General features: G+C 58.3%; 17 protein-coding genes and 4 pseudogenes. 18 read left to right on the top strand and 3 right to left on the bottom strand.

Annotated features, from left to right (window positions below):
• Positions 1–2: 2 nt before the first annotated feature.
• The 17 genes and pseudogenes from OX462_RS05220 (at position 3) to OX462_RS05140 (ending at position 14,979) form a co-directional block, all read left to right on the top strand.
• Positions 3–1,553 (top strand): class I SAM-dependent methyltransferase, encoded by a 1,551-nt coding sequence (locus tag OX462_RS05220; RefSeq protein WP_409027927.1) that lies wholly within the window; start codon positions 3–5, stop codon positions 1,551–1,553.
• 129 nt (positions 1,554–1,682) lie between these two features.
• Positions 1,683–2,597 (top strand): oxygen-dependent coproporphyrinogen oxidase, encoded by a 915-nt coding sequence (gene hemF, locus OX462_RS05215; protein WP_409027926.1) that lies wholly within the window; start codon positions 1,683–1,685, stop codon positions 2,595–2,597.
• On the top strand, positions 2,582–3,265 hold the full coding sequence (locus tag OX462_RS05210; protein ID WP_071653767.1) for a nicotinate-nucleotide adenylyltransferase: 684 nt from the start codon (positions 2,582–2,584) through the stop codon (positions 3,263–3,265). Before hemF ends, OX462_RS05210 begins: the two co-directional genes overlap by 16 nt.
• Entirely contained in the window at positions 3,266–3,955 is a 690-nt protein-coding gene (rsfS, locus tag OX462_RS05205; protein WP_409027925.1) for a ribosome silencing factor, read from the top strand.
• A 6-nt stretch (positions 3,956–3,961) separates the two neighbouring features.
• Entirely contained in the window at positions 3,962–4,432 is a 471-nt protein-coding gene (rlmH, locus tag OX462_RS05200) for a 23S rRNA (pseudouridine(1915)-N(3))-methyltransferase RlmH (RefSeq protein ID WP_034747108.1), read from the top strand.
• 8 nt (positions 4,433–4,440) lie between these two features.
• A complete protein-coding gene (locus OX462_RS05195) occupies positions 4,441–5,061 on the top strand; it encodes a Maf family protein (RefSeq protein ID WP_070224393.1) in 621 nt (206 codons plus the stop codon).
• Between the two features lie 43 nt (positions 5,062–5,104).
• On the top strand, positions 5,105–6,568 hold the full coding sequence (gene rng / locus OX462_RS05190; RefSeq protein WP_070224392.1) for a ribonuclease G: 1,464 nt from the start codon (positions 5,105–5,107) through the stop codon (positions 6,566–6,568).
• 142 nt (positions 6,569–6,710) lie between these two features.
• Positions 6,711–7,382, top strand: a complete 672-nt coding sequence (locus OX462_RS05185) for a hypothetical protein (protein WP_409027924.1) — start codon at positions 6,711–6,713, stop codon at positions 7,380–7,382.
• A complete protein-coding gene (locus tag OX462_RS05180) occupies positions 7,367–7,966 on the top strand; it encodes a hypothetical protein (protein ID WP_409027923.1) in 600 nt (199 codons plus the stop codon). Before OX462_RS05185 ends, OX462_RS05180 begins: the two co-directional genes overlap by 16 nt.
• A gap of 181 nt (positions 7,967–8,147) precedes the next feature.
• Positions 8,148–8,360 (top strand): annotated as a pseudogene (locus OX462_RS05175) (helix-turn-helix transcriptional regulator); the annotation flags it as partial.
• Between the two features lie 85 nt (positions 8,361–8,445).
• Positions 8,446–9,377 (top strand): annotated as a pseudogene (locus OX462_RS05170) (IS3 family transposase); the annotation flags it as partial.
• Between the two features lie 258 nt (positions 9,378–9,635).
• Positions 9,636–10,067 carry an OmpA family protein gene (locus OX462_RS05165; RefSeq protein WP_409027922.1) on the top strand — a complete coding sequence of 144 codons (432 nt, stop codon included), beginning with the start codon at positions 9,636–9,638 and terminating at the stop codon, positions 10,065–10,067.
• Between the two features lie 11 nt (positions 10,068–10,078).
• Entirely contained in the window at positions 10,079–11,488 is a 1,410-nt protein-coding gene (locus OX462_RS05160) for a hypothetical protein (protein WP_409027921.1), read from the top strand.
• 322 nt (positions 11,489–11,810) lie between these two features.
• A pseudogene (locus OX462_RS05155) lies at positions 11,811–12,056 on the top strand (IS3 family transposase); the annotation flags it as partial.
• A gap of 346 nt (positions 12,057–12,402) precedes the next feature.
• Positions 12,403–13,230 carry an IS5 family transposase gene (locus OX462_RS05150; protein WP_070308615.1) on the top strand — a complete coding sequence of 276 codons (828 nt, stop codon included), beginning with the start codon at positions 12,403–12,405 and terminating at the stop codon, positions 13,228–13,230.
• Between the two features lie 257 nt (positions 13,231–13,487).
• Positions 13,488–14,270: an AraC family transcriptional regulator gene (locus tag OX462_RS05145; RefSeq protein WP_409027920.1), complete on the top strand. Its 783-nt coding sequence runs from the start codon at positions 13,488–13,490 to the stop codon at positions 14,268–14,270.
• A gap of 79 nt (positions 14,271–14,349) precedes the next feature.
• Positions 14,350–14,979 carry a LysE family translocator gene (locus tag OX462_RS05140; protein ID WP_070287857.1) on the top strand — a complete coding sequence of 210 codons (630 nt, stop codon included), beginning with the start codon at positions 14,350–14,352 and terminating at the stop codon, positions 14,977–14,979.
• 4 nt (positions 14,980–14,983) lie between these two features.
• On the opposite strand, the gene OX462_RS05135 is transcribed toward OX462_RS05140, so the two are convergent.
• From OX462_RS05135 to OX462_RS05125, 3 genes are all read right to left on the bottom strand, one after another.
• Positions 14,984–15,523, bottom strand: a complete 540-nt coding sequence (locus OX462_RS05135; protein ID WP_230502344.1) for a hypothetical protein — start codon at positions 15,521–15,523, stop codon at positions 14,984–14,986.
• A gap of 66 nt (positions 15,524–15,589) precedes the next feature.
• Positions 15,590–16,069 (bottom strand): hypothetical protein, encoded by a 480-nt coding sequence (locus tag OX462_RS05130; protein ID WP_070224388.1) that lies wholly within the window; start codon positions 16,067–16,069, stop codon positions 15,590–15,592.
• Positions 16,070–16,183: 114 nt separating this feature from the next.
• The gene (locus OX462_RS05125) at positions 16,184–17,209 is read right to left on the bottom strand and encodes a LacI family DNA-binding transcriptional regulator (protein ID WP_070224387.1); all 1,026 of its coding nucleotides are present in this window, start codon (positions 17,207–17,209) and stop codon (positions 16,184–16,186) included.
• A gap of 206 nt (positions 17,210–17,415) precedes the next feature.
• Here OX462_RS05125 and OX462_RS05120 point away from each other — a divergent pair.
• Positions 17,416–18,654: pseudogene (locus tag OX462_RS05120) on the top strand (malic enzyme-like NAD(P)-binding protein); the annotation flags it as partial.
• Between the last annotated feature and the right edge of the window lie 22 nt (positions 18,655–18,676).

Genomic DNA, 18,676 nt, shown 5'->3' with positions numbered 1-18,676 from the left:
CCATGGCCTGGAATGAAGGATACGTGTCGGATATCGAGTACACCAACGGTTTTTACAGCGACCTGAGTCCGCATCACCTCAATTTCAGCTGCATCCTCAACGGCATCGAACCGGTCCCCCTGGACCAACCCTACACCTACTTTGAACTGGGCTTCGGGCGCGGCCAGACGCTCAACGTGCTGGCCGCCGCCAACCCTAACGGCCAGTTCTACGGCAACGATTTCAATCCGGCCCATGTCGCCGGCGCACGCGCCCTGGCGGCAAAGGCACAGTTGGGCAATCTGACCCTGCTGGAGAACAGCTTTGAAGAATTGGCGCAGGGCCGCGTGGCCGATCTGCCGCAGTTCGACTTCATTACCCTGCATGGCATCTACACCTGGGTCAACCGGGAGAACCGCCAGCACATCGTCGACTTCATCGCGCGCTACCTGAAACCGGGCGGCATCGTTTCGCTCAGCTATAACGCCATGCCGGGATGGAGTTCCGCCCTGCCGCTGCAACGCCTGCTGCTGGAGTTTGCCGCCAGCTTCCCCGGCCGCAGCGACATGCAAATGCAGGCTGGCATCGCCTATGTGCAACAGCTGCAGAATCTGCAGGCTGGCTACATCGCGGACAATCCCGCACTCGCGCCGCGCCTCAATGCGCTCATCAACAGCGATCCCCATTACAGCGTGCATGAGTATCTGAACCAGGACTGGGAACCGCTGTACCACGCCGACGTGATGCGCGATGTGGCGCGCGCCAAGCTCGATTTTGCCGGCTCCGCCGACCTGCCTTTGGCCTTTCCCGAGCTGTACCTGAACGCCGACCAGCAAGCCACCATCGACTTGCTGCCCGATGCGGCCAGGCGCGAAACGATGAAGGATTATTTTCTCAATACCAGCTTCCGCAAGGACGTGCTGGTACGGGGCGCGCGCCGCATGGGGGCCGTGCGCCAGGCCGAATGTTACGCCGACGTGCACCTGGCCATGCTGGTACCGCGCGCAAAAATGACCTTCACCTTCCAGACCAAGGCGGGCGTCGTGACAGGCAACGAGCAGGTCTACGGCGCCGTCTGCGACGCGCTGGCCAACGGCCCGCATAGCCTGGCCGAATTGGCCGCACTGCCCTCCTTGCCCGGACAGAGCGTGCAAAGCCTGGCGGAGGTGGCGGCCATGCTCGTCACCGGCGGCCAGGTCGTGATGTATTTCCCGAGTCAGGCGCACGCCGACAGCGGCGACGCAGCCGCGCGCCGCCTGAACCAGACCGTCGGCGCGCAGCAGCGCTACGGCGACGACTACCGCATCCTGTGCTCGCCATTGACAGGCAGCGGTATCGATACGGAATTCATCGACCGGCTGCTGTTTTCGCTGCTGACCCAGGAGCGGGAGCAGCCGGACCTGGCCACCCTGCAGGCGCAGGCGGCCACCGCCATGGGGCGCTGCGGGCGCCGCCTGCTCAAGGATGGCGCTGCATGCGCCGACGAGGCGGCGCACCAGCAGCTGCTCAACGCGGCCATCGAGGAATTCATGCGGGACACGCTGCCCGTGCTGCAGCAATTGCGCGTGCTGTAGAAGGCGCTGGCCGCGGACGGTGTGCGCGGCCAGCCCAAAACCACAGCGCAAGCGCCGCCCTATCACAAAAACGCGTAACAGGGTACAATCCGTCCTTACTTTTTTATTTCGGCCTCGTCGGCCCACGCGATGTCGTCAACTCCCTCTCCTTCGGCCGTCAAGGCCTACTTGCTCGATTTGCAAAACCGTATCGTGCAGGCGCTCGAAGCGCAGGACGGCAAGCCCTTCCTGACCGATGCCTGGCAGCGCCCCGAGGGCGGCGGCGGCATTTCGCGGCTGATCGAGGAAGGCAATGTGTTCGAGCGGGGCGGCGTGAATTTTTCGCACGTCACCGGCGCCGCATTGCCGCCATCGGCCGCGGCCGCGCGCCCTGAACTCGGCGGCAAGGCATGGGAAGCGATGGGCGTGTCGCTGGTGCTGCATCCGCGCAATCCGTATGCGCCCACGGTCCACATGAATGTGCGCTTTTTCAGTACCGTCAATGCCAGTGGCGAACCCGTATGGTGGTTCGGCGGCGGCATGGACCTGACGCCGTACTACGGCGACGCGGGCGATGTGAAGCACTTTCACCAGGTGTGCCATGACGCGCTGGCGCCGTTCGGCGGCGAACTGCATCCGAAGTTCAAGCAGTGGTGCGACGATTATTTCTACCTGAAGCACCGGCGCGAAGCGCGCGGCGCCGGCGGGATCTTCTTCGACGATTTCAACGCCCTGGGCTTTGACGACAGCTTTGCCATGCTGCGCAGCGCAGGCGACGCCTTCATCGACGCCTATGTGCCGATCCTGGCGCGCCGCAAGGACACGCCGTACGGCGAACGCGAACGCGATTTCCAGTGCTACCGACGCGGACGCTATGTCGAGTTCAACCTGGTGTTCGACCGCGGCACCCTGTTCGGCCTGCAATCGGGTGGACGCACCGAGGCGATCCTGATGTCGATGCCGCCCCTGGTCAAGTGGCGCTATGACTGGCACCCGGAAGCGGGCAGTCCCGAAGCGGCGTTGTATACTGACTTCCTCGTGCATCGCGACTGGCTGCAGGCGTGAAGGAAAGTGGTACGGCATGCGTGGCGCTACTCGGTGGCAGCTACGATCCGGTGCACATGGGCCACGTCGCGCTGGGCACGCATTTTTCCAGCCTGCTGCACGCCGACGAACTGCGCGTGATTCCGGCCGGCGCGCCCTGGCAAAAGAGCAAGCTGGGCGCCACCGGCCAGCAGCGCGCCGAGATGGCCAGCCTGGCCTTTGCAGGCCTGCCCCTGCCTGTGGTGATCGACCGCCAGGAAATCGAGCGCAGCGAACATGGCCAGGCCAGCTACACCATCGATACCTTGCGCCAGGTACGCGCCGAGCTGGGACCGCGCGCTTCCATCGTTTTCCTGATGGGCGCCGACCAGCTGCAGCGGCTCGCGACATGGCGCGAATGGCAGCAATTATTTGAATACGCGCATATCTGCGTCGCGGCCCGCCCCGGCTTCGCGCTGAATGACACAGCAGTACCGCAAGTGGTCGCCGACGAGTTTTCGCGCCGCCTGGGGTCTCTGAAAAGCATCCGCAACACGCCGCACGGTCTGACTTATCTGGCACAGGACTTCGCGGTGGATATCTCCGCCACCGAAATACGTGCGGCATTACAACGGGGGAATCGGGCAAACTCGCTTCTTTCCCCGCTAGTGCTAGACTATATTGAACAACATAATTTATACAAAAGCTAAATGGACATCAAAAAACTGCAAACCCTCGTCGTTGACGCCCTGGAAGACGTCAAAGGCCAAGACATCGCCGTCTTCGAAACGAGTCATCTGACCAGCCTGTTCGACCGCATCGCGATCGTCTCCGGTACCTCGAACCGTCAAACCAAGGCGCTGGCCGCCTCGGTGCGCGACAAGGTCAAGGACGCTGGCGGTCAAATCATCGGCATGGAAGGCGAGGAAACCGGTGAATGGGTGCTGGTCGATCTGGGCGACATGATCGTCCACATCATGCAAGCACCTATCCGCGCCTACTACCGCCTGGAAGAAATCTGGGGCGACACCCCGGTCAAGCTGGGCGCCGCCAAGCGCGCGCCGAAAAAAGCGGCCGGCGACGAGCCGAAAAAGGTCAGCGGCCATCTGGCGGCAAGCAAGGCCAATGTGGAAGCTTCGCCCGTGATCGAAAAGAAAGCGCCAGCGAAGAAAGCCACCGCTGCCACCGCCGCCAAGAAAGCCCCGGCGAAAAAAGCCACCGCTTCCAAAGCCGTCGGCAAGACCGTGAAAGTCGCGCCTACCAAGACCGAAGCAGCTGCCGTGAAAGCGCTGAAAGCGCTGCCGGAGAAAAAAGTGCGCGCCCCACGCGCGGCCAAGCCGGCAGCCGATGCTGCACCGGAAAAAACCGTGATCAAGCGTATCAAAAAAGTCGAAGCGTAAGCCTCGATGCAGCTCATCATCGCTGCGGTCGGCCATAAAATGCCGGCCTGGATAGAGACGGGCTTCGCGGAATACGCGAAGCGCATGCCGCCGGAATTGCGCATCGTGCTGAAAGAAATCAAGCCGGTGGAGCGCTCCGGCAGCAAGACCGCCGCCACGGCGATGGCGCTCGAACGCGAGCGCATCGAAGCCGTCCTGCCCAAGGGCGTGCGCATCATCGCCCTCGACGAACGCGGCAAGGATCTGACCAGCGTCGGCCTGTCGCAGCAATTGATGGCGTGGCAGCAGGATGGCCGCGACACGGCTTTCCTGATCGGCGGGGCCGACGGCCTCGATCCGCAACTCAAGGCGCGTGCCGAAGGCATGCTGCGCATTTCCAGCATGACCTTGCCGCACGGCGTGGTGCGCGTGATCCTCGCCGAGCAGCTCTATCGTGCCTGGTCGATCACGCAAAACCACCCTTACCACCGTGTCTGAACTCCCCCATGAAAACGGCTGATCACAAGATCTACCTCGCCTCCAAAAGCCCGCGCCGGCGCGAACTGCTGCGCCAGATCGGCATCGATTTCGAATTGCTGCTGCTGCGCAGCGACGGCCCGCGCGGCGCCGACGTCACCGAGGAAGTCCTCCCCGGCGAATCGGCGCTCGACTATGTCGCCCGCGTGTCGAATGAAAAAGCCGCCTTCGCCTGGGACCTGGTGCGCCGCCGCCACCTGACCCCGCGCCCCGTGCTGGCGGCCGACACCACCGTCACCATCGACGGCGTCATCCTCGGCAAGCCGGCCGACCGGGCGGAAGCTGTGGCGATGCTGCAGCAGCTGTCGGGCCGCACGCACGAGGTGCTGACCTCGATCGCCGTGCACTACAAGGATTTCGCCGAACAGCGCACGCAGGTATCGCAAGTGCGCTTCGGCGTGCTCTCGCCCGCCTCGATCGCCGCCTATTGCGCCACGCCGGAACCGTACGACAAGGCCGGCGGCTACGGCATCCAGGGCAGCGCCGCGCTGTTCGTCGAGCATATCGAAGGCAGCCATTCCGGCATCATGGGCCTGCCCCTGTACGAAACTGCACAGTTGCTACGGCTGGCAGGTTTGCCCCTGCCCTGATCCCGGGTATGATGTCATTCGTTGCCTCCACTCCCGCGCCCCCATGAACGAAGACATCCTGATCAATATCACGCCGCAAGAAACGCGCGTCGCCCTCATCCTGCAGGGCGCCGTGCAGGAATTGCACATCGAGCGCACGCTCACGCGCGGCCTGGCCGGCAATGTGTACTCCGGCAAAGTGGTGCGGGTGTTGCCGGGCATGCAGTCGGCCTTCATCGACATCGGCCTGGAACGCGCCGCCTTCCTGCACGTGGCCGACATCTGGGAAGCGCGCGGCCACGACGGCCAGAACGCGACGCCGGCGCCGATCGAAAAAATCCTGTTTGACGGCCAGGTGCTGACGGTGCAGGTGATCAAGGACCCGATCGGCACGAAAGGCGCGCGCCTGTCGACGCAGATTTCCATCGCCGGGCGCATGCTGGTCTATCTGCCGCAAGACAAGCACATCGGCATCTCGCAGAAAATCGAAAAGGAAGCGGAGCGCGAACAGCTGCGCGTGCGCCTGCAAAGCCTGCTGCCGCCCGATGAAAAAGGCGGCTACATCGTGCGCACCATGGCCGAAGACGCGTCCGACGCGGACCTGAAGGCGGACGTCGACTACCTGAGAAAAACCTGGAGCACGATCACGCACGGCGCGCGCACGCGTCCCGCCACCAGCCTGCTGCACCAGGACTTGAGCCTGGCGCAGCGCGTGCTGCGCGACTTCGTCGGCGATGAAACGGCCACCATCCAGGTCGATTCGCGCGAAAACTATGTAAAACTGCGCGAATTCGCGGAAATCTACACGCCCAGCGAACTGACGCGCCTGCAGCACTACACGGGCGAGCGCCCCCTGTTCGACCTGTACGGCGTGGAAGAAGAGATCTTGCGCGCGCTGGGCCGCCGCGTGGATTTGAAGTCCGGCGGCTACCTGATCGTCGACCAGACGGAAGCGATGACCACCATCGACGTCAACACGGGCGGTTTTGTCGGCGGGCGCAATTTCGCCGACACGATCTTCAAGACCAACCTGGAAGCGGCGCACGCCATCGCGCGCCAGCTGCGCCTGCGCAACCTGGGCGGCATCATCATCCTCGACTTCATCGACATGGACAACGCCGAGCACCGCAGCGCCGTGCTGGCCGAACTGAAACGCACCTTGTCGCGCGACCGCACCAAGGTGTCGGTGAGCAACTTCTCGCCGTTGGGCCTGGTGGAAATGACGCGCAAGCGCACGCGCGAATCGCTGGCCCACATCTTGTGCGAACCGTGCCCCGCCTGCGCCGGCAAGGGACAAGTGAAGACTTCGCGCACGATCTGCTATGAAATTCTGCGCGAACTGCTGCGCGAGGCAAAACAGTTCAACCCGCGCGAATTCCGCATTCTCGCCTCGCAGGAAGTGGTCGATCTGTTTTTGGAAGAGGAATCGCAGCACCTGGCCATGCTGGGCGACTTCATCGGCAAGAAAATCTCGCTGCAGGTGGAGAACGCCTACCACCAGGAGCAGTACGACGTGATTTTGATGTGATATATTCTTCCTTTAAAATCAAATACTTGAATAAATTTTTTTGCAAAAATAGTCTATAACTACACGTTTAGCTACACACAATTCCGTTGCTTCAGATTATCTAAATCGCAGGAAAATACTACAAGCCAGAGAAAAACGATTAATGGAAAAGTTCTACAACCTGGCGCGGAATGGCTTGCGCCTTAAGCTGAGCACAGGTGCAACACCATTTGAATTAAATAAAGAGGAGGCAAGTTACGGCCCAGACGATTGGGCCTGGCTATTCCTCCGGCTCAACAGCGAATATGGGGAGGCTTACAAAGGTCATGTCGCTGATGAAGATGAAGATCTATCCCACTCGCTGAGTGAACAACCACCTGGCCTTAAGCTGGACCACGATGGCGCTTGCGCTTCAGAATTCGGGCTACCGGTCTGGTTGTCGCCAGAGGAGCAAGAACTGCCCAAGCTCATCGAGAAAAATGACTCGTGGTTTTTCCCTCTGAAACGCCCTATCTCGGAGGACTACCGCCGCACTGAAGTAAGCAGCAAGCATTACAAACGGCAATCGTCAGGCTACTCGCGCCAGCTGGACCGATATCCGCATATCCTCGCCAACGAAGCATTGTTCGGATATCGCAAGCCGCCGTACGTTCCCATTCCGCAATTTCAGCAGGTGCGGCACTCACATCCCTCAAACAAGCCTTCATTGAAGGCACCTGCCCCCTTTGACGCAATGACGCTGGGCCTCGTCGGGTCGCGATTGATTGCAGCATTCCTCCTGATGGACAGGTATCAGCACTTGCTGACTTGGCAGAGAAAATGCGCAAAGCATTGATGGCCGAGGGATGGAAGAGCAATAGAGAAAGCAGGGACTTCGAGGTCGTGCACACGACAAAAAGCGATGCTTTTCAGCATATGAAGTTTTTTCGCGCTGCAAACTCCACAGACAAGATCCAGCAGCATGAGGTGGTATGGCGGGCTGTTCTGATTGATTCACTCGGTCCGATAGGACTTCAGCAAGAAATCCTTTTATCAGAACTCAACCGCATACATCTTGACCTGATAGCCAAAGGGCTGGCTAAGGAACCTCGCTTCCAGCGCTTCAAAAACACCCTGTCATCTAATCAGCGGGTTAGCGTGGGGGATAATAAAAAAGACGATGCCTTCCCAAGTAGCACCAGCTACCTGAAAGCCCTGCATACGTTGGCACAGCTCACACTGCAAGGTTACGACGACCCCACAGAAATCGCCGGGATAATCGGTATTTTCGCGTCACGCAACCATTACATAAGCGACTGGGCCCGACATTTCCATGCCAATTTGGAATCCCACATCCTAGATGCCGTACAGATCGTACAGATGGTTAATAGCGGCTATCGCATGTTAACTCATGACCAACGACCAATCCCGGCCACATAGAAGCTCCTTAAAAATCAATATTTAGCACAAATCCCGCCTCTTTGCAAATGCCAAGAGGCGTTTTTCGTTTTGCTCTCCGTTTACTGCGCCACTTCTTAGCAGATGCCCGGCAATGGGCAAACCTGGACAATCTGAACTCGATTCGGGCCTGAATCTTTCCAGAAACCGCTAGGAGTTAAATATGAAAAACGCTACCACTGTACTTCGCCCAGAGCTAGTCGAGTTCGTGAAACGTGCTCACAACACTTCCAACGACCGCATGCTGCGCCTGCCTCAGGTTAAGGCCAAAATCGGATACGCCGCATCGACAATTTGGAAAGGAGTAAAAGAAGGCACCCTGCCTGCGCCGATATCACTCGGCCCACGCTCCGTCGCATGGAGAGAGTCAGAGCTGCAAGCATGGATCGATGCAAGCACCTACGTATCCCGCTCCAAATGCAGCATCGACATGAAACTGCTCATCTCCGTGCTGACCGCAGCGTCTCGAGCGGGAGAAGTCCATTTTAAAAAAGGCTACCGCGCTCTTGATGTCGGAAGGGATAGAACGTACGAGGTAATCGATCAGATTTGTGGTGACGAATCAATCGAGTTGATCTGCGCGGTGTTCGACGTAGCGCGGTCATGCCTGTATGCATATCGGGAGCGCGCCCGCCACATTGATGTTGAGCGCATGGCATTGCGTAGCCGCGTGCACGAGCTGTTCGTCGAGAGTCGCAGTTCGGCGGGAAGCCGCAGCATCATGGGCATGATGCGCGAGGAAGGCACAGCAATTGGCCGCTTCAAAGTCAGTCGTTTGATGGAAGAGTTGGGGCTGATCTGCAAGCAGCCTGGCAGCCATGCCTATAAGCAGGCTACGGTGGAGCGGGTCGATATTCCGAACCACCTCAATCGTGAATTCACAGTCGAGGCGCCAAATCAGGTCTGGTGCGGGGACATCACCTATGTCTGGGCGCAAGGCCGATGGTATTACTTGGCAGTGGTGTTGGATTTGTTCGCTCGCCGAGCGGTGGGCTGGGCATTCTCGCTACGACCCGACGCCGACCTTGTTGTGCAAGCGCTGGAAATGGCTTACGAGCAGCGAGGTCGACCACAGGGGCTGCTGTTGCATTCGGATCAAGGTAGCCAGTACGCCAGTCGAAAATTCCGTCAGCGCTTATGGCGTTATCGGATACGACAGAGCATGAGCCGGCGGGGAAATTGCTGGGATAACTCCCCGATGGAACGGCTGTTCCGCAGCGTCAAAACGGAATGGCTGCCGTCAACTGGTTACATGACGGCACAGGAAGCACAACGGGACATTAGCCATTACCTGATGCACCGGTATAACTGGATACGGCCACATCAGTTCAACCAGGGACTGCCACCGGCCGTCGCCGAAGAAAAACTTAACGTAGTGTCCGGGATGGGTTGACCACTACAATGACGGTGTGGAAGTGGACTGATTGAACAACGTTTACCGGCCCGGCTAGTTGACGGGCCAGGTAACTAATTCAACATCCTGTCAAGGGCCTCAAGAAATAGTTCTGATGTGTTCTCAGCTTGGATTGCGGTATGAATTATTTGATAATTATCAACCGATACCAAAATTTGTACCTTGAGATCATTAAAAAAAGTAGCAAAAAATAATATATAAGTTATATTTACCCGACGCGCCTATCGGGAGCAATTAGTGCTAAACAAAAACATTCATTTCGTAGTCAAAGAATTTCTCCTGACGACTAGTCTAATCGCGATAAACGCACTTGCACAAAATTCCCAGGCGCAACAAAATTGTCACGTATATTTTACTAACGATTCTTACATTTTAACTCACGAAGCTATTTTGGTGTTAAACGATCTTGTCTTCAATATTAGCTCTTCCGGTCCAAGCTTGATAACTATAGTTGGACATTCCGATCGTACAGGACGCGCTACCTATAACCTTAAATTATCGAAAAGACGTGCGTTCGCTGTAGACCATTTTTTAAAAAAATCGATTAAGACAGCCAATTATAGATTTCAAGTTAGTTGGCAGGGTGAAATAAACCCACCATTTCCAACCAAGGATGGAGTACCGGAGCCGTACAACAGATGCGTCAGAGTGACGTTAAATAAAAATTAAGGAGAAGTGACATGGCTATAACAGAAGTTGACGTTTTGACAGATTACGGAATTACGCTAGATCACTTTTATAGCATAGTAAAAAAAGGAATGGGCCAGCTTGCGGCAAATTCTTATCTGCAAATTCAAGCAACTGCAGTGCCCTTCGATATTAGCAAAGAGTATATTTACTATTCGTTGGGGAATATTGGTCAGTATGGTGATATGACTATTGCACCGCTGCCAGTTTCAAATTTACTGCTAACCAATCCATTGGCGCTTCTTTCTGTGGAATATTATGCATTTATTTCGGAGCTGTTGGCCTTAGTGGAGATTAAGGAACTTGACCCAGCCACGTTAGTTCTAATCGATAAATATACTACGGCGAACACCAATCTCCAGAGCCATATTAACATTCTAAGGCAACGTCTCTATTTAAATTGGCAGATCTTCGCCGACTCGACGATGACTCCCAAGGGCGATCTAGTTGCCCTACAGCACTGGCTTGATGGGCAGCCGGACAGTACCGAAATATACTCATCCGAAAAGACGATGCACCGCAATCAGGCTCTGATAGAGGGTCTACGAATCAGACAATACCCAGATCCTTCGCACCAACAGGTTGTGGATGCCTTCGCTAAGTTCTGCAGTCCGGCATCCCGTACTCGCTATCCTCGTTATGACGACCGCATGTACATGGAAGAACAAGCTAAGTTTAACCCAGTTTATTTTGCGCGCCTTGCGGATAACGACTCTTCTGCATTCGCTAATCGGCAGATAACGCGCGTGCTCCCAACTATCGACACAATTTCAACCGGTCAGACTGGCCAGTTCACAGACGCAGTAAGTAAGCTCAGCCAAGCGAACTCTTCAATTACGACTGATTGGAATGCTTCAGGAAGTGGTGGATGGGGGCCGATTTCGTTCAAGGCTAATGCATCTAGTCACCAAGCCATCAAGGACGATTTTAAACATACACAATCAATCACGGTCGCCGCAAAGTCGCTGCAAGCGCTTCAATTGGATATGTCTGCTTGGTTCACAGCTAGCCTTTTCACACATCCACTACTTGCGCCAAATCGTCGCGTATTCGAGCGTTTTCTAGGCTTGAAAGGGACGCTCCGTTATTTGCCAACCCATCTCATCGTTGCCCGCGGGTTTCGGTTGGAATTCCACTCTCAGCAAGATTGGGCGCACGATTATAAATCTGACTTTTCCGTCGGCGGATCAGCTTCGGCTACGTTTTTCGGCATAGGTTGGGGTGGAGGCGGTAGCTACAGCAAAAGCGTACATGAGCAACAAGTTGAACAACGCGGGCATGATTTAGTACTTGATGACGGGGAAAATATCCGACTGATAGGCTATAACGTTGTGGAAAACGTAGGATTTTTGAATGCTGTAGAAGCACTAACCCGGGATGCGGTAGGACGTGCATTTGGTTGAAAAATTTTGATATGCTAGACATGTAAAAAGGGCAATCTGATGCTTGCCCTTTAGAAACGACCATAATTTTTGTTAGTGCGATGCTTGGAGAATTAGTAATGTAAAAAATCGCCGCTAGATTCTTGGCCCCAGCAGAAAACCAAGTAACGGAAAATACAGGTCAGGTCTGAATACGACGCGACATTAATAGTGATACAAAGACCTATCTGTCTAGAAGCCATTTCATATCGTCAATTCCCAATGTACACGCTTGAAGAAAATAGTGTATCCACTATTTGAGACAGCAGTTTAAGCTATGGTCCTCAACGGAGGATAACGGGCAATGACGGAAGCAAAGAAGCGGAAAGTGCACAAGGTCATTCTGGAGGCCGTTCGCGGCGTCAAGACGGTGACGGAGATCGCACAATAGTTCGGCGTGCGTCAGGTGCTGGTAGGCCTGTGGGAAAAGGAAATCCTGGAGAACGCCGGTGCGTTGTTCGATACCAAGCGCGGCCACAAGCCGATCGATGAAAGCATCCCCGAGGACAAGCTGTACGGCGAGATCGGTCGGCTAAAGATGGGAGTGGACTGACTTAAAAAAACTGGGGCCGTGAGCCGGAAAGCGCGCTTGGGCTGGAACCGCTTGAAGAGGAGTAATCCGATGGCGATTGTGGCATTCATGGCAGAGAAAAATTCTGCAATGGAAAGATAACAGCCATTTTGCCCAGTACTTGCTACGTCAACTGACTATCGATAATGGTGGCTTTTCGATAGCTAATGTCGAAACTAATTCATTATGTAATTGACACTGTAATGCGGGTCAAATAAAATTCACCGAAACGCGTTTATCAAGGCGCGCCAAACTAAGTAACGGTTTAAAAACTTTATAGCAACTTTCAGGTCAAAGCATCTTTGATGTTTTGGAGTGATTGACGATGTGGACGCAAGAGAATCGAAGCCGGCATCAGCAGGTGAGGACGGCACTTAAACGTGGCTATCCCACAGATGTGAAAGATGAAGAGTGGCGTCTGATCGCACCGCTGCTGCCAAGGCAAGCGAAGACGGGAAGACCTCGCAAAACGGATTTGCGCACGGTGATCAATGCGCTGCGTTACATGGTACGGTCCGGATGCGAGTGGCGCATGCTGCCAAATGATTTCCCGCCGTATCAGACGGTTTATTACTGGTTTCGGCGGCTGATGCGGCGCATGCTGTTTCGTACCATTCATGACTTGGCGCTGATGCTCGATCGTATGTGCAATGAACGGGAGGTGCTGCCGAGTGCCGGTGTTGTCGATAGCCAGAGCGTGAAAGCGCCAGGGGCACGAACAAGAGGCTATGACGCCCACAAGAAACTCAGCGGGCGCAAACGCCATATCGCGGTCGACACGGACGGTCGCTTACTGGCGATGAACCTGACCCCAGCCGATATTGCCGACTCCACTGGTGCTCAGATGGTGCTCGACGGCCTGATTAAACGCTGGCCATGGGTGAAGCATCTGTTTGGGGATGCGGCATATGACCGCAAACAGTTGATGGACAAGGCTGCGTTTCTTGACTTCACGGTGGAAGTCGTGCGGCGCCTGCAAGGGCAGCAAGGTTTCGCTGTTCAACCCAGGCGCTGGGTGGTCGAGCGAACGTTTGCATGGCTGATGCGTTACCGGCGCTTGGTGCGCGACTACGAGCAGCGCCTTGATGTTTCGGAAAATATGATTTACCTGGCCATGGGTTCGTTGCTGCTGCGTCGACTAAATTTCCGCTAAGTTATTAAACCGTTCCTTAGCCAATGCTGCAACTGCATGGCGTCCAGACCATCCCTCTTCTTGATTTTTAATGTCATATCTCATCCATTATGTGTAGCTACACGACTAGCTACACATAATAGTGACAACATTACTAGACGTCAATAGATGATGAAAGACATAAAATCAATTAAATCAAATACTTATATGACAAACATAGACATCAATGGACCATACTAGACATCAAAAAAATAGTACGACGTCATTCTGATGTAGCCATGCCCGGCACCACCGCCTTCTGGCGCGACCCGGCCATGCCCCACGTGGAGAGCCGGCGCGCCTGCCACAGCCGCGCGTGCTACAAGCCGCACAGCCATCCCACGTTTTCCATCGGCGCCGTCGATTCGGGCGGCAGCATCTTTACGGGCAGCAAAGAGGGCAAGGTGGCTCTTGGCAATGGCACCCTGGTGCTGGTGCCGGCCGGCTGCGTGCACGCCTGCAATCCCCTGCCTGACGCCGTCTGGAGCTACCAGATGCTGCATCTCGATGCGCAGTGGCTGCAAATCCACGTGCCGCGGCTGGATGCAAGCAGCGCCAGCGTACTGCACGAACCTGTCCTGTATGCGCAGTTCTGTGCCATGAATGCGCTGCTGTTTTCGCCCGCAGCCGCGGCCGCCAAGCAAGAGGCCCTGCTGGCCTTGCTACACGCCTGTGCCGATGCCGGCGGGGCAATCCCCCTCCCCTCGCACGCTGCCCGCATCCCGATGCAACTGCGCCCGGTAGTGCAGCAGCTGCAGTCTCAACCGCTGGCCAGCCTGGCGCAACTGGCCGAAATGGCCGGCATGAGCCGCTACCAGCTGATCCGCGCCTTCCGTGCCGCCACCGGCATGACGCCGCATGCGTACCAGCTGAATCTGGGCGTCAACCGCGCGCGCAGCGACTTGCAGGCGGGCAACGCCCTGGCCGACATCGCCTGCGCGCTGGGGTTTGCCGACCAGAGCCACCTGCAGCGCGTCTTCAAGGCGCATGCCGGCATCACGCCGGGACGCTATCGCGGCTGAAGTGCCTGCAATTTTCTTCAATACAGACCGGAGCGTCCCCCCGCATACTCGCGCATCGCCATTGCCGGAGTCGCGTTTCATGCAGGATTTTCTCCTTATCGCCGCTGCCCACTTCCTCGCGCTGCTGTCGCCGGGGCCCGATTTTTTCCTCGTCGCCCGCAGCGCGCTGGCGCACGGCTGGCGCGGCGCCATGCCAGCGTGCATCGGCATCGCACTGGCCAATGGCGTGTTCATCGTGGCGGCGTTTGGCGGCGTCGCCGTGCTGCATCCAGGCAGTCCCCTGTTTATCGCCGTGCAATTGGCGGGCTGCGCTTATCTGCTGTACCTGGGCGGCCTATTCCTGCGCCATGCGGGCACCACGACGCTGACGGCAGCGCCGGCCGCCACGCCCGGCAAGGCGCACTGGCGCAACGGCCTGGGCATGGGTTTCCTGTCTGCCATCCTGAATCCGAAGAATGCGCTGTTCTACGTGAGTCTAGCGTCCGTCGTCGCCAGCCGGCAAACGGGCAGCGGCTCGGTCGTGCTGTATGGCGTGTGGATGGTGTGTGCGGTGCTGGCGTGGGACATGGCGGTGGCGCTGGCCATCGGCAATGGCGCGCTGCGGCAGCGCCTCGCGCGCGCCCTGCCATTGCTGGAACGGCTGTCGGGCGTAATGCTGATCGTGCTGGCGGTGCTGCTGCTGGTAAATGTCGCCAGCAGCAGTGTCTGACGGATCAGGCCGGCAGCGGATCCAGGTAAAAGACGGCGTACACTTTCAACGGCGTGGTTTCCGTCGCTTTTTCCGAGCGCACGACGGAGCAGTCGTCGGCAGCCAGGCTGCGCCAGTTCTGGATGCCGGCCTTGGCGAACATCGCGTGCGCGGGGGCATTCGCGGCCAAGTCCAGCACCAGGCAGGCGTTGCGCGGGCCGGCGCCGTAGTTGACGGCGCGGATCTCGATGCCGAAGGTTGTCATCCACGGTTCCCACAAGCCCTTTTCCTTGCCGGCCGCCATGCGCTCGAGCATGTCGCCAAAGCTCAAGCCTTTCTTGACGGTGCTGCGCAAGGCGGCCAGCGACGGCGCCAGGCGGGGATCGGGCTGCTTGTTGCCGGCGCGGATCTCGGCGATTGCCTTCAATTCCTTGATGATGGCTGCGTCGCGCTCCGTGTAGTCGCGCATGCGCGCGTAAAACTCGGCATCGAGGAAGGGATTGACGGTCAGTTTGGCGACGCCCTCTTCGCGGCGTTTCGGGGAAGGCGTGTTGGTTTTGGTCATGGCGGTAGAGGGCAAGAGAAACGATGAGGGGCGCCAGTTTAACATCATGGCGCGTCGGCGGCGGCGTTAGCGCCGCTTTAATGTTGCGCCTGGCGGGTGCGGGGCGGCCACTACGGCGCGCGCACCGGGCCGCATGAAGCCACGCCGTGGCCCGAACAGGAAGACGGCGCCGGCATACAGTCCCGCCAGGGGGAAGCGCACCTCCCTGAGCAACTGGTGGAAAATGGCGATCGACTGCGCGCGGGTGACGGGCATCTCGGCGCGCCACTGGCACAGCACGTCATGCACGAGGCTGGCATGGTAGGTGGCGGGCAAGCCCAGGTGCTGCGCGCCATCGGGCGTGCCCACATAAAACAGGCCGAGCACGCTGATACAGGGCGAACAGCCATCCCAGGCATAACCGGCACGGATGCGGATCGCCGATTCGCGTATCGTCACCCACTCGTTTTCAAATTCAATGCCTTCGAGTAGCGGCGAGCAATAACCATAGTCACTGCCCAGTGCATAGCGCCAGGCGCTGCCGGGCATGCCGAAATTCTTCGGCATCAGCGGCCTCCCTGCTGTGCATGCTTTTCCGTCGTCTGCATGGCGTTGTCTTGATTAATATCAATATCAAGATTTAAACATACTCTGGCAAAAGAAGGGCAACAAGTGGCAGGCTCAGGCGCGCGGCGGCGCCGTCGACTCGCGCACCACCAGCTCGGGCTTCAGGCGCACGTCGATCACCGGGGAGTCGGGCGAGGCGATGGTTTGCAGGATCAGCCGGGCCGCTTCCGTGCCGATGCCGTGGTGGCGGATGCGGATGGTGCTCAAAGGCGGACGGATCATATCCATGTAGGGCATGTCGTTGTGGCCCACCACGGAAATATCTTCGGGACAGCTCAAGCCCAGTTCGCGGATGGCGTCGTAGCAGCCGAGGGCCACCAGGTCGCTGCCCGTCACCACGGCCGTCGTTTGCGGCGACTGGCGCAGCAGTTCCAGCAGGGCCGCCTTGCCGCATTCGCGCGAATAGCCGCTGCTTTCAAAGACGAACGCTTGCGAGGGGTCGAGTTCGCTGGCCTGGATGGCGGCCAGGAAACCGAGACGGCGCACGTGGCCCGTGGACAGGTTTTCCGGGCCGGCAATGTGCGCGATATGGCGGTGACCGAGCGCCAGCAAGTGTTCCACGGCCAGGCGCATGCCGACCACGTCGTCGCTGACGACGCAGGAAGCGACACCCGTCTCGTCGCTGCGGTTGACGGTGACGACGGGCACATTCTGGTCGATGCACATCTTGATGACGGGATCGTCGCGCCGTGCGGTAGCCAAAATCAGGCCATCGACCTGCTGCCCCAGCAGGCGGTTGATGACGAACAGCTGCTCTTCCTCGTCGGCGCCCACATTGGCGACGATGGCCAGGTAGCCATGCTTGCGCAAGCCCTCTTCGATGCCCAGCAAAATCGGCGGGAAAACAGCGTTGGTGATGTCGGGCAAGACCACGCCGATGATGCGCGACTTGCGCGTGACGAGGGTCGAGGCGGCGCGGTTCGGCCGGTAGCCGAGGCGGCCCGCTTCGGCCAGCACGCGCGCGGCCACCTCGGCGCTGACCATTTGCCGCGTTGCCGGGTTCATCACGCGCGACACGGTGGAAAAGTGCACGCCGCTGGCCCGCGCAACGTCGCTTAAGGTGGGGTTCTTGTTTGTCATGGGCTTCCCGGATCGCAATACTGTGATTTTATCGTAAAAATTCCCCATTTCGTCAAAAACCGAGCAAACGCTTGCATTGAAATAAAGCCGTTGCCCAAAGCGGTTTTGGTACGCTTAAGTACATTCCAGCCTTGACAGCGTGCAAACGCTTGCATACCATGGCTCGGACTTACCACTCGGGCCTGGTTGCCCCTCCCAGAATTCCTATGTCTACTTCGCACAGCAAGCATGCCGAACAGAACGGCGAAACCTTCAACCTGAAAGAAGCCGCCCTCGCCTATCACGCACAACCCCGCGCAGGCAAGATTTCCGTCACGCCCACCAAACCACTGGGCGACGCCCGCGCCCTGACCCTGGCGTACTCGCCGGGCGTGGCCTTCGCCTGCGAAGCCATCGTGGAAGATCCGCGCACGGCCGGCACCTACACGTCGCGCAGCAACCTGGTGGCCGTGATCACCAATGGCACGGCCGTACTGGGCCTGGGCGATATCGGCCCGCTGGCCAGCAAACCGGTGATGGAAGGCAAAGCTTGCCTGTTCAAGCAGTTCGCCGATGTCGATGTGTTCGACATCGAGCTGGCCGAGAACGACCCCGACCTGTTCATCGACACTGTGGTGCGCATGGAGCCGACCTTCGGCGGCATCAACCTGGAAGACATCAAGGCGCCCGACTGCTTCTACATCGAACAGCAATTGCGCAAGCGCATGAACATTCCCGTCTTCCACGACGACCAGCACGGCACGGCCATCATCGTCGCGGCCGGCATCCTGAACGGCCTGGAGCTGGTGGGCAAGGATATCGGCAATGTGAAAGTGGCCGTCTCGGGCGCCGGCGCGGCCTCGATCGCCTGCCTGGACTTGCTCGTCTCGCTGGGCCTGAACAAGTCGCTGCTGAAAGTGTGCGACAGCCAGGGCGTGATCTACCCGGGCCGCGATGCCAGCATGGAAGAGAACAAGGCGCGCTACGCGAACGATACGAGCGACCGTGACCTGGCCGACGCCATGGTCGGCGCCGACATCTTCATCGGCGTCTCGAAGGGCGGCGTGGTCAGCGCACAGATGGTCGAATCGATGGCTGCCAAGCCTTTGATCTTCGCCCTGGCCAATCCGCATCCGGAAATTGCCCCGGAAAAAGTGCACGCCGTGCGCGACGACGCCATCGTGGCCACGGGCCGCTCGGATTATCCGAACCAGATCAACAATGTGCTGTGCTTCCCGTACATCTTCCGCGGCGCGCTCGACGTGGGCGCCACCACCATCAATGAAGAGATGAAGCTGGCCTGCGTGCGCGCCATTGCCGCGCTGGCCAAGGAGCCGTTGCCAGGCCACGAGAGCAGCGCCCTGACGCCGTTGCAACTGATCCCGTCACCGTTCGACGAGCGTCTGCGCAGCTGGGTCGCGCCTGCCGTATCCCAAGCGGCCATCGCCACCGGCGTTGCGACGCGCGTGCCGGCTACCGCCTGATGCG

Origin of the sequence: Janthinobacterium aestuarii, assembly GCF_046113285.1 — a bacterium.
Lineage (GTDB): Bacteria > Pseudomonadota > Gammaproteobacteria > Burkholderiales > Burkholderiaceae_D > Janthinobacterium.
Note: the sequence above shows the minus strand (reverse complement) of the source record. Positions and strands in the feature narration are given on the sequence as shown.

What these genes read in the sequence shown, in the direction of transcription:
- rlmH (WP_034747108.1), top strand. Translation starts at nt 3,962, where the DNA reads ATGCAGCTCATCATCGCTGCGGTCGGCCATAAAATGCCGGCCTGGATA.
- OX462_RS05145 (WP_409027920.1), top strand. Translation starts at nt 13,488, where the DNA reads ATGCCCGGCACCACCGCCTTCTGGCGCGACCCGGCCATGCCCCACGTG.
- OX462_RS05135 (WP_230502344.1), bottom strand. Translation starts at nt 15,523, where the DNA reads ATGACCAAAACCAACACGCCTTCCCCGAAACGCCGCGAAGAGGGCGTC.
- OX462_RS05150 (WP_070308615.1), top strand. Translation starts at nt 12,403, where the DNA reads ATGTGGACGCAAGAGAATCGAAGCCGGCATCAGCAGGTGAGGACGGCA.
- hemF (WP_409027926.1), top strand. Translation starts at nt 1,683, where the DNA reads ATGTCGTCAACTCCCTCTCCTTCGGCCGTCAAGGCCTACTTGCTCGAT.
- OX462_RS05125 (WP_070224387.1), bottom strand. Translation starts at nt 17,209, where the DNA reads ATGACAAACAAGAACCCCACCTTAAGCGACGTTGCGCGGGCCAGCGGC.
- rng (WP_070224392.1), top strand. Translation starts at nt 5,105, where the DNA reads ATGAACGAAGACATCCTGATCAATATCACGCCGCAAGAAACGCGCGTC.
- OX462_RS05180 (WP_409027923.1), top strand. Translation starts at nt 7,367, where the DNA reads ATGCGCAAAGCATTGATGGCCGAGGGATGGAAGAGCAATAGAGAAAGC.
- OX462_RS05185 (WP_409027924.1), top strand. Translation starts at nt 6,711, where the DNA reads ATGGAAAAGTTCTACAACCTGGCGCGGAATGGCTTGCGCCTTAAGCTG.
- OX462_RS05220 (WP_409027927.1), top strand. Translation starts at nt 3, where the DNA reads ATGGCCTGGAATGAAGGATACGTGTCGGATATCGAGTACACCAACGGT.
- OX462_RS05130 (WP_070224388.1), bottom strand. Translation starts at nt 16,069, where the DNA reads ATGCCGAAGAATTTCGGCATGCCCGGCAGCGCCTGGCGCTATGCACTG.
- rsfS (WP_409027925.1), top strand. Translation starts at nt 3,266, where the DNA reads ATGGACATCAAAAAACTGCAAACCCTCGTCGTTGACGCCCTGGAAGAC.
- OX462_RS05140 (WP_070287857.1), top strand. Translation starts at nt 14,350, where the DNA reads ATGCAGGATTTTCTCCTTATCGCCGCTGCCCACTTCCTCGCGCTGCTG.
- OX462_RS05195 (WP_070224393.1), top strand. Translation starts at nt 4,441, where the DNA reads ATGAAAACGGCTGATCACAAGATCTACCTCGCCTCCAAAAGCCCGCGC.
- OX462_RS05160 (WP_409027921.1), top strand. Translation starts at nt 10,079, where the DNA reads ATGGCTATAACAGAAGTTGACGTTTTGACAGATTACGGAATTACGCTA.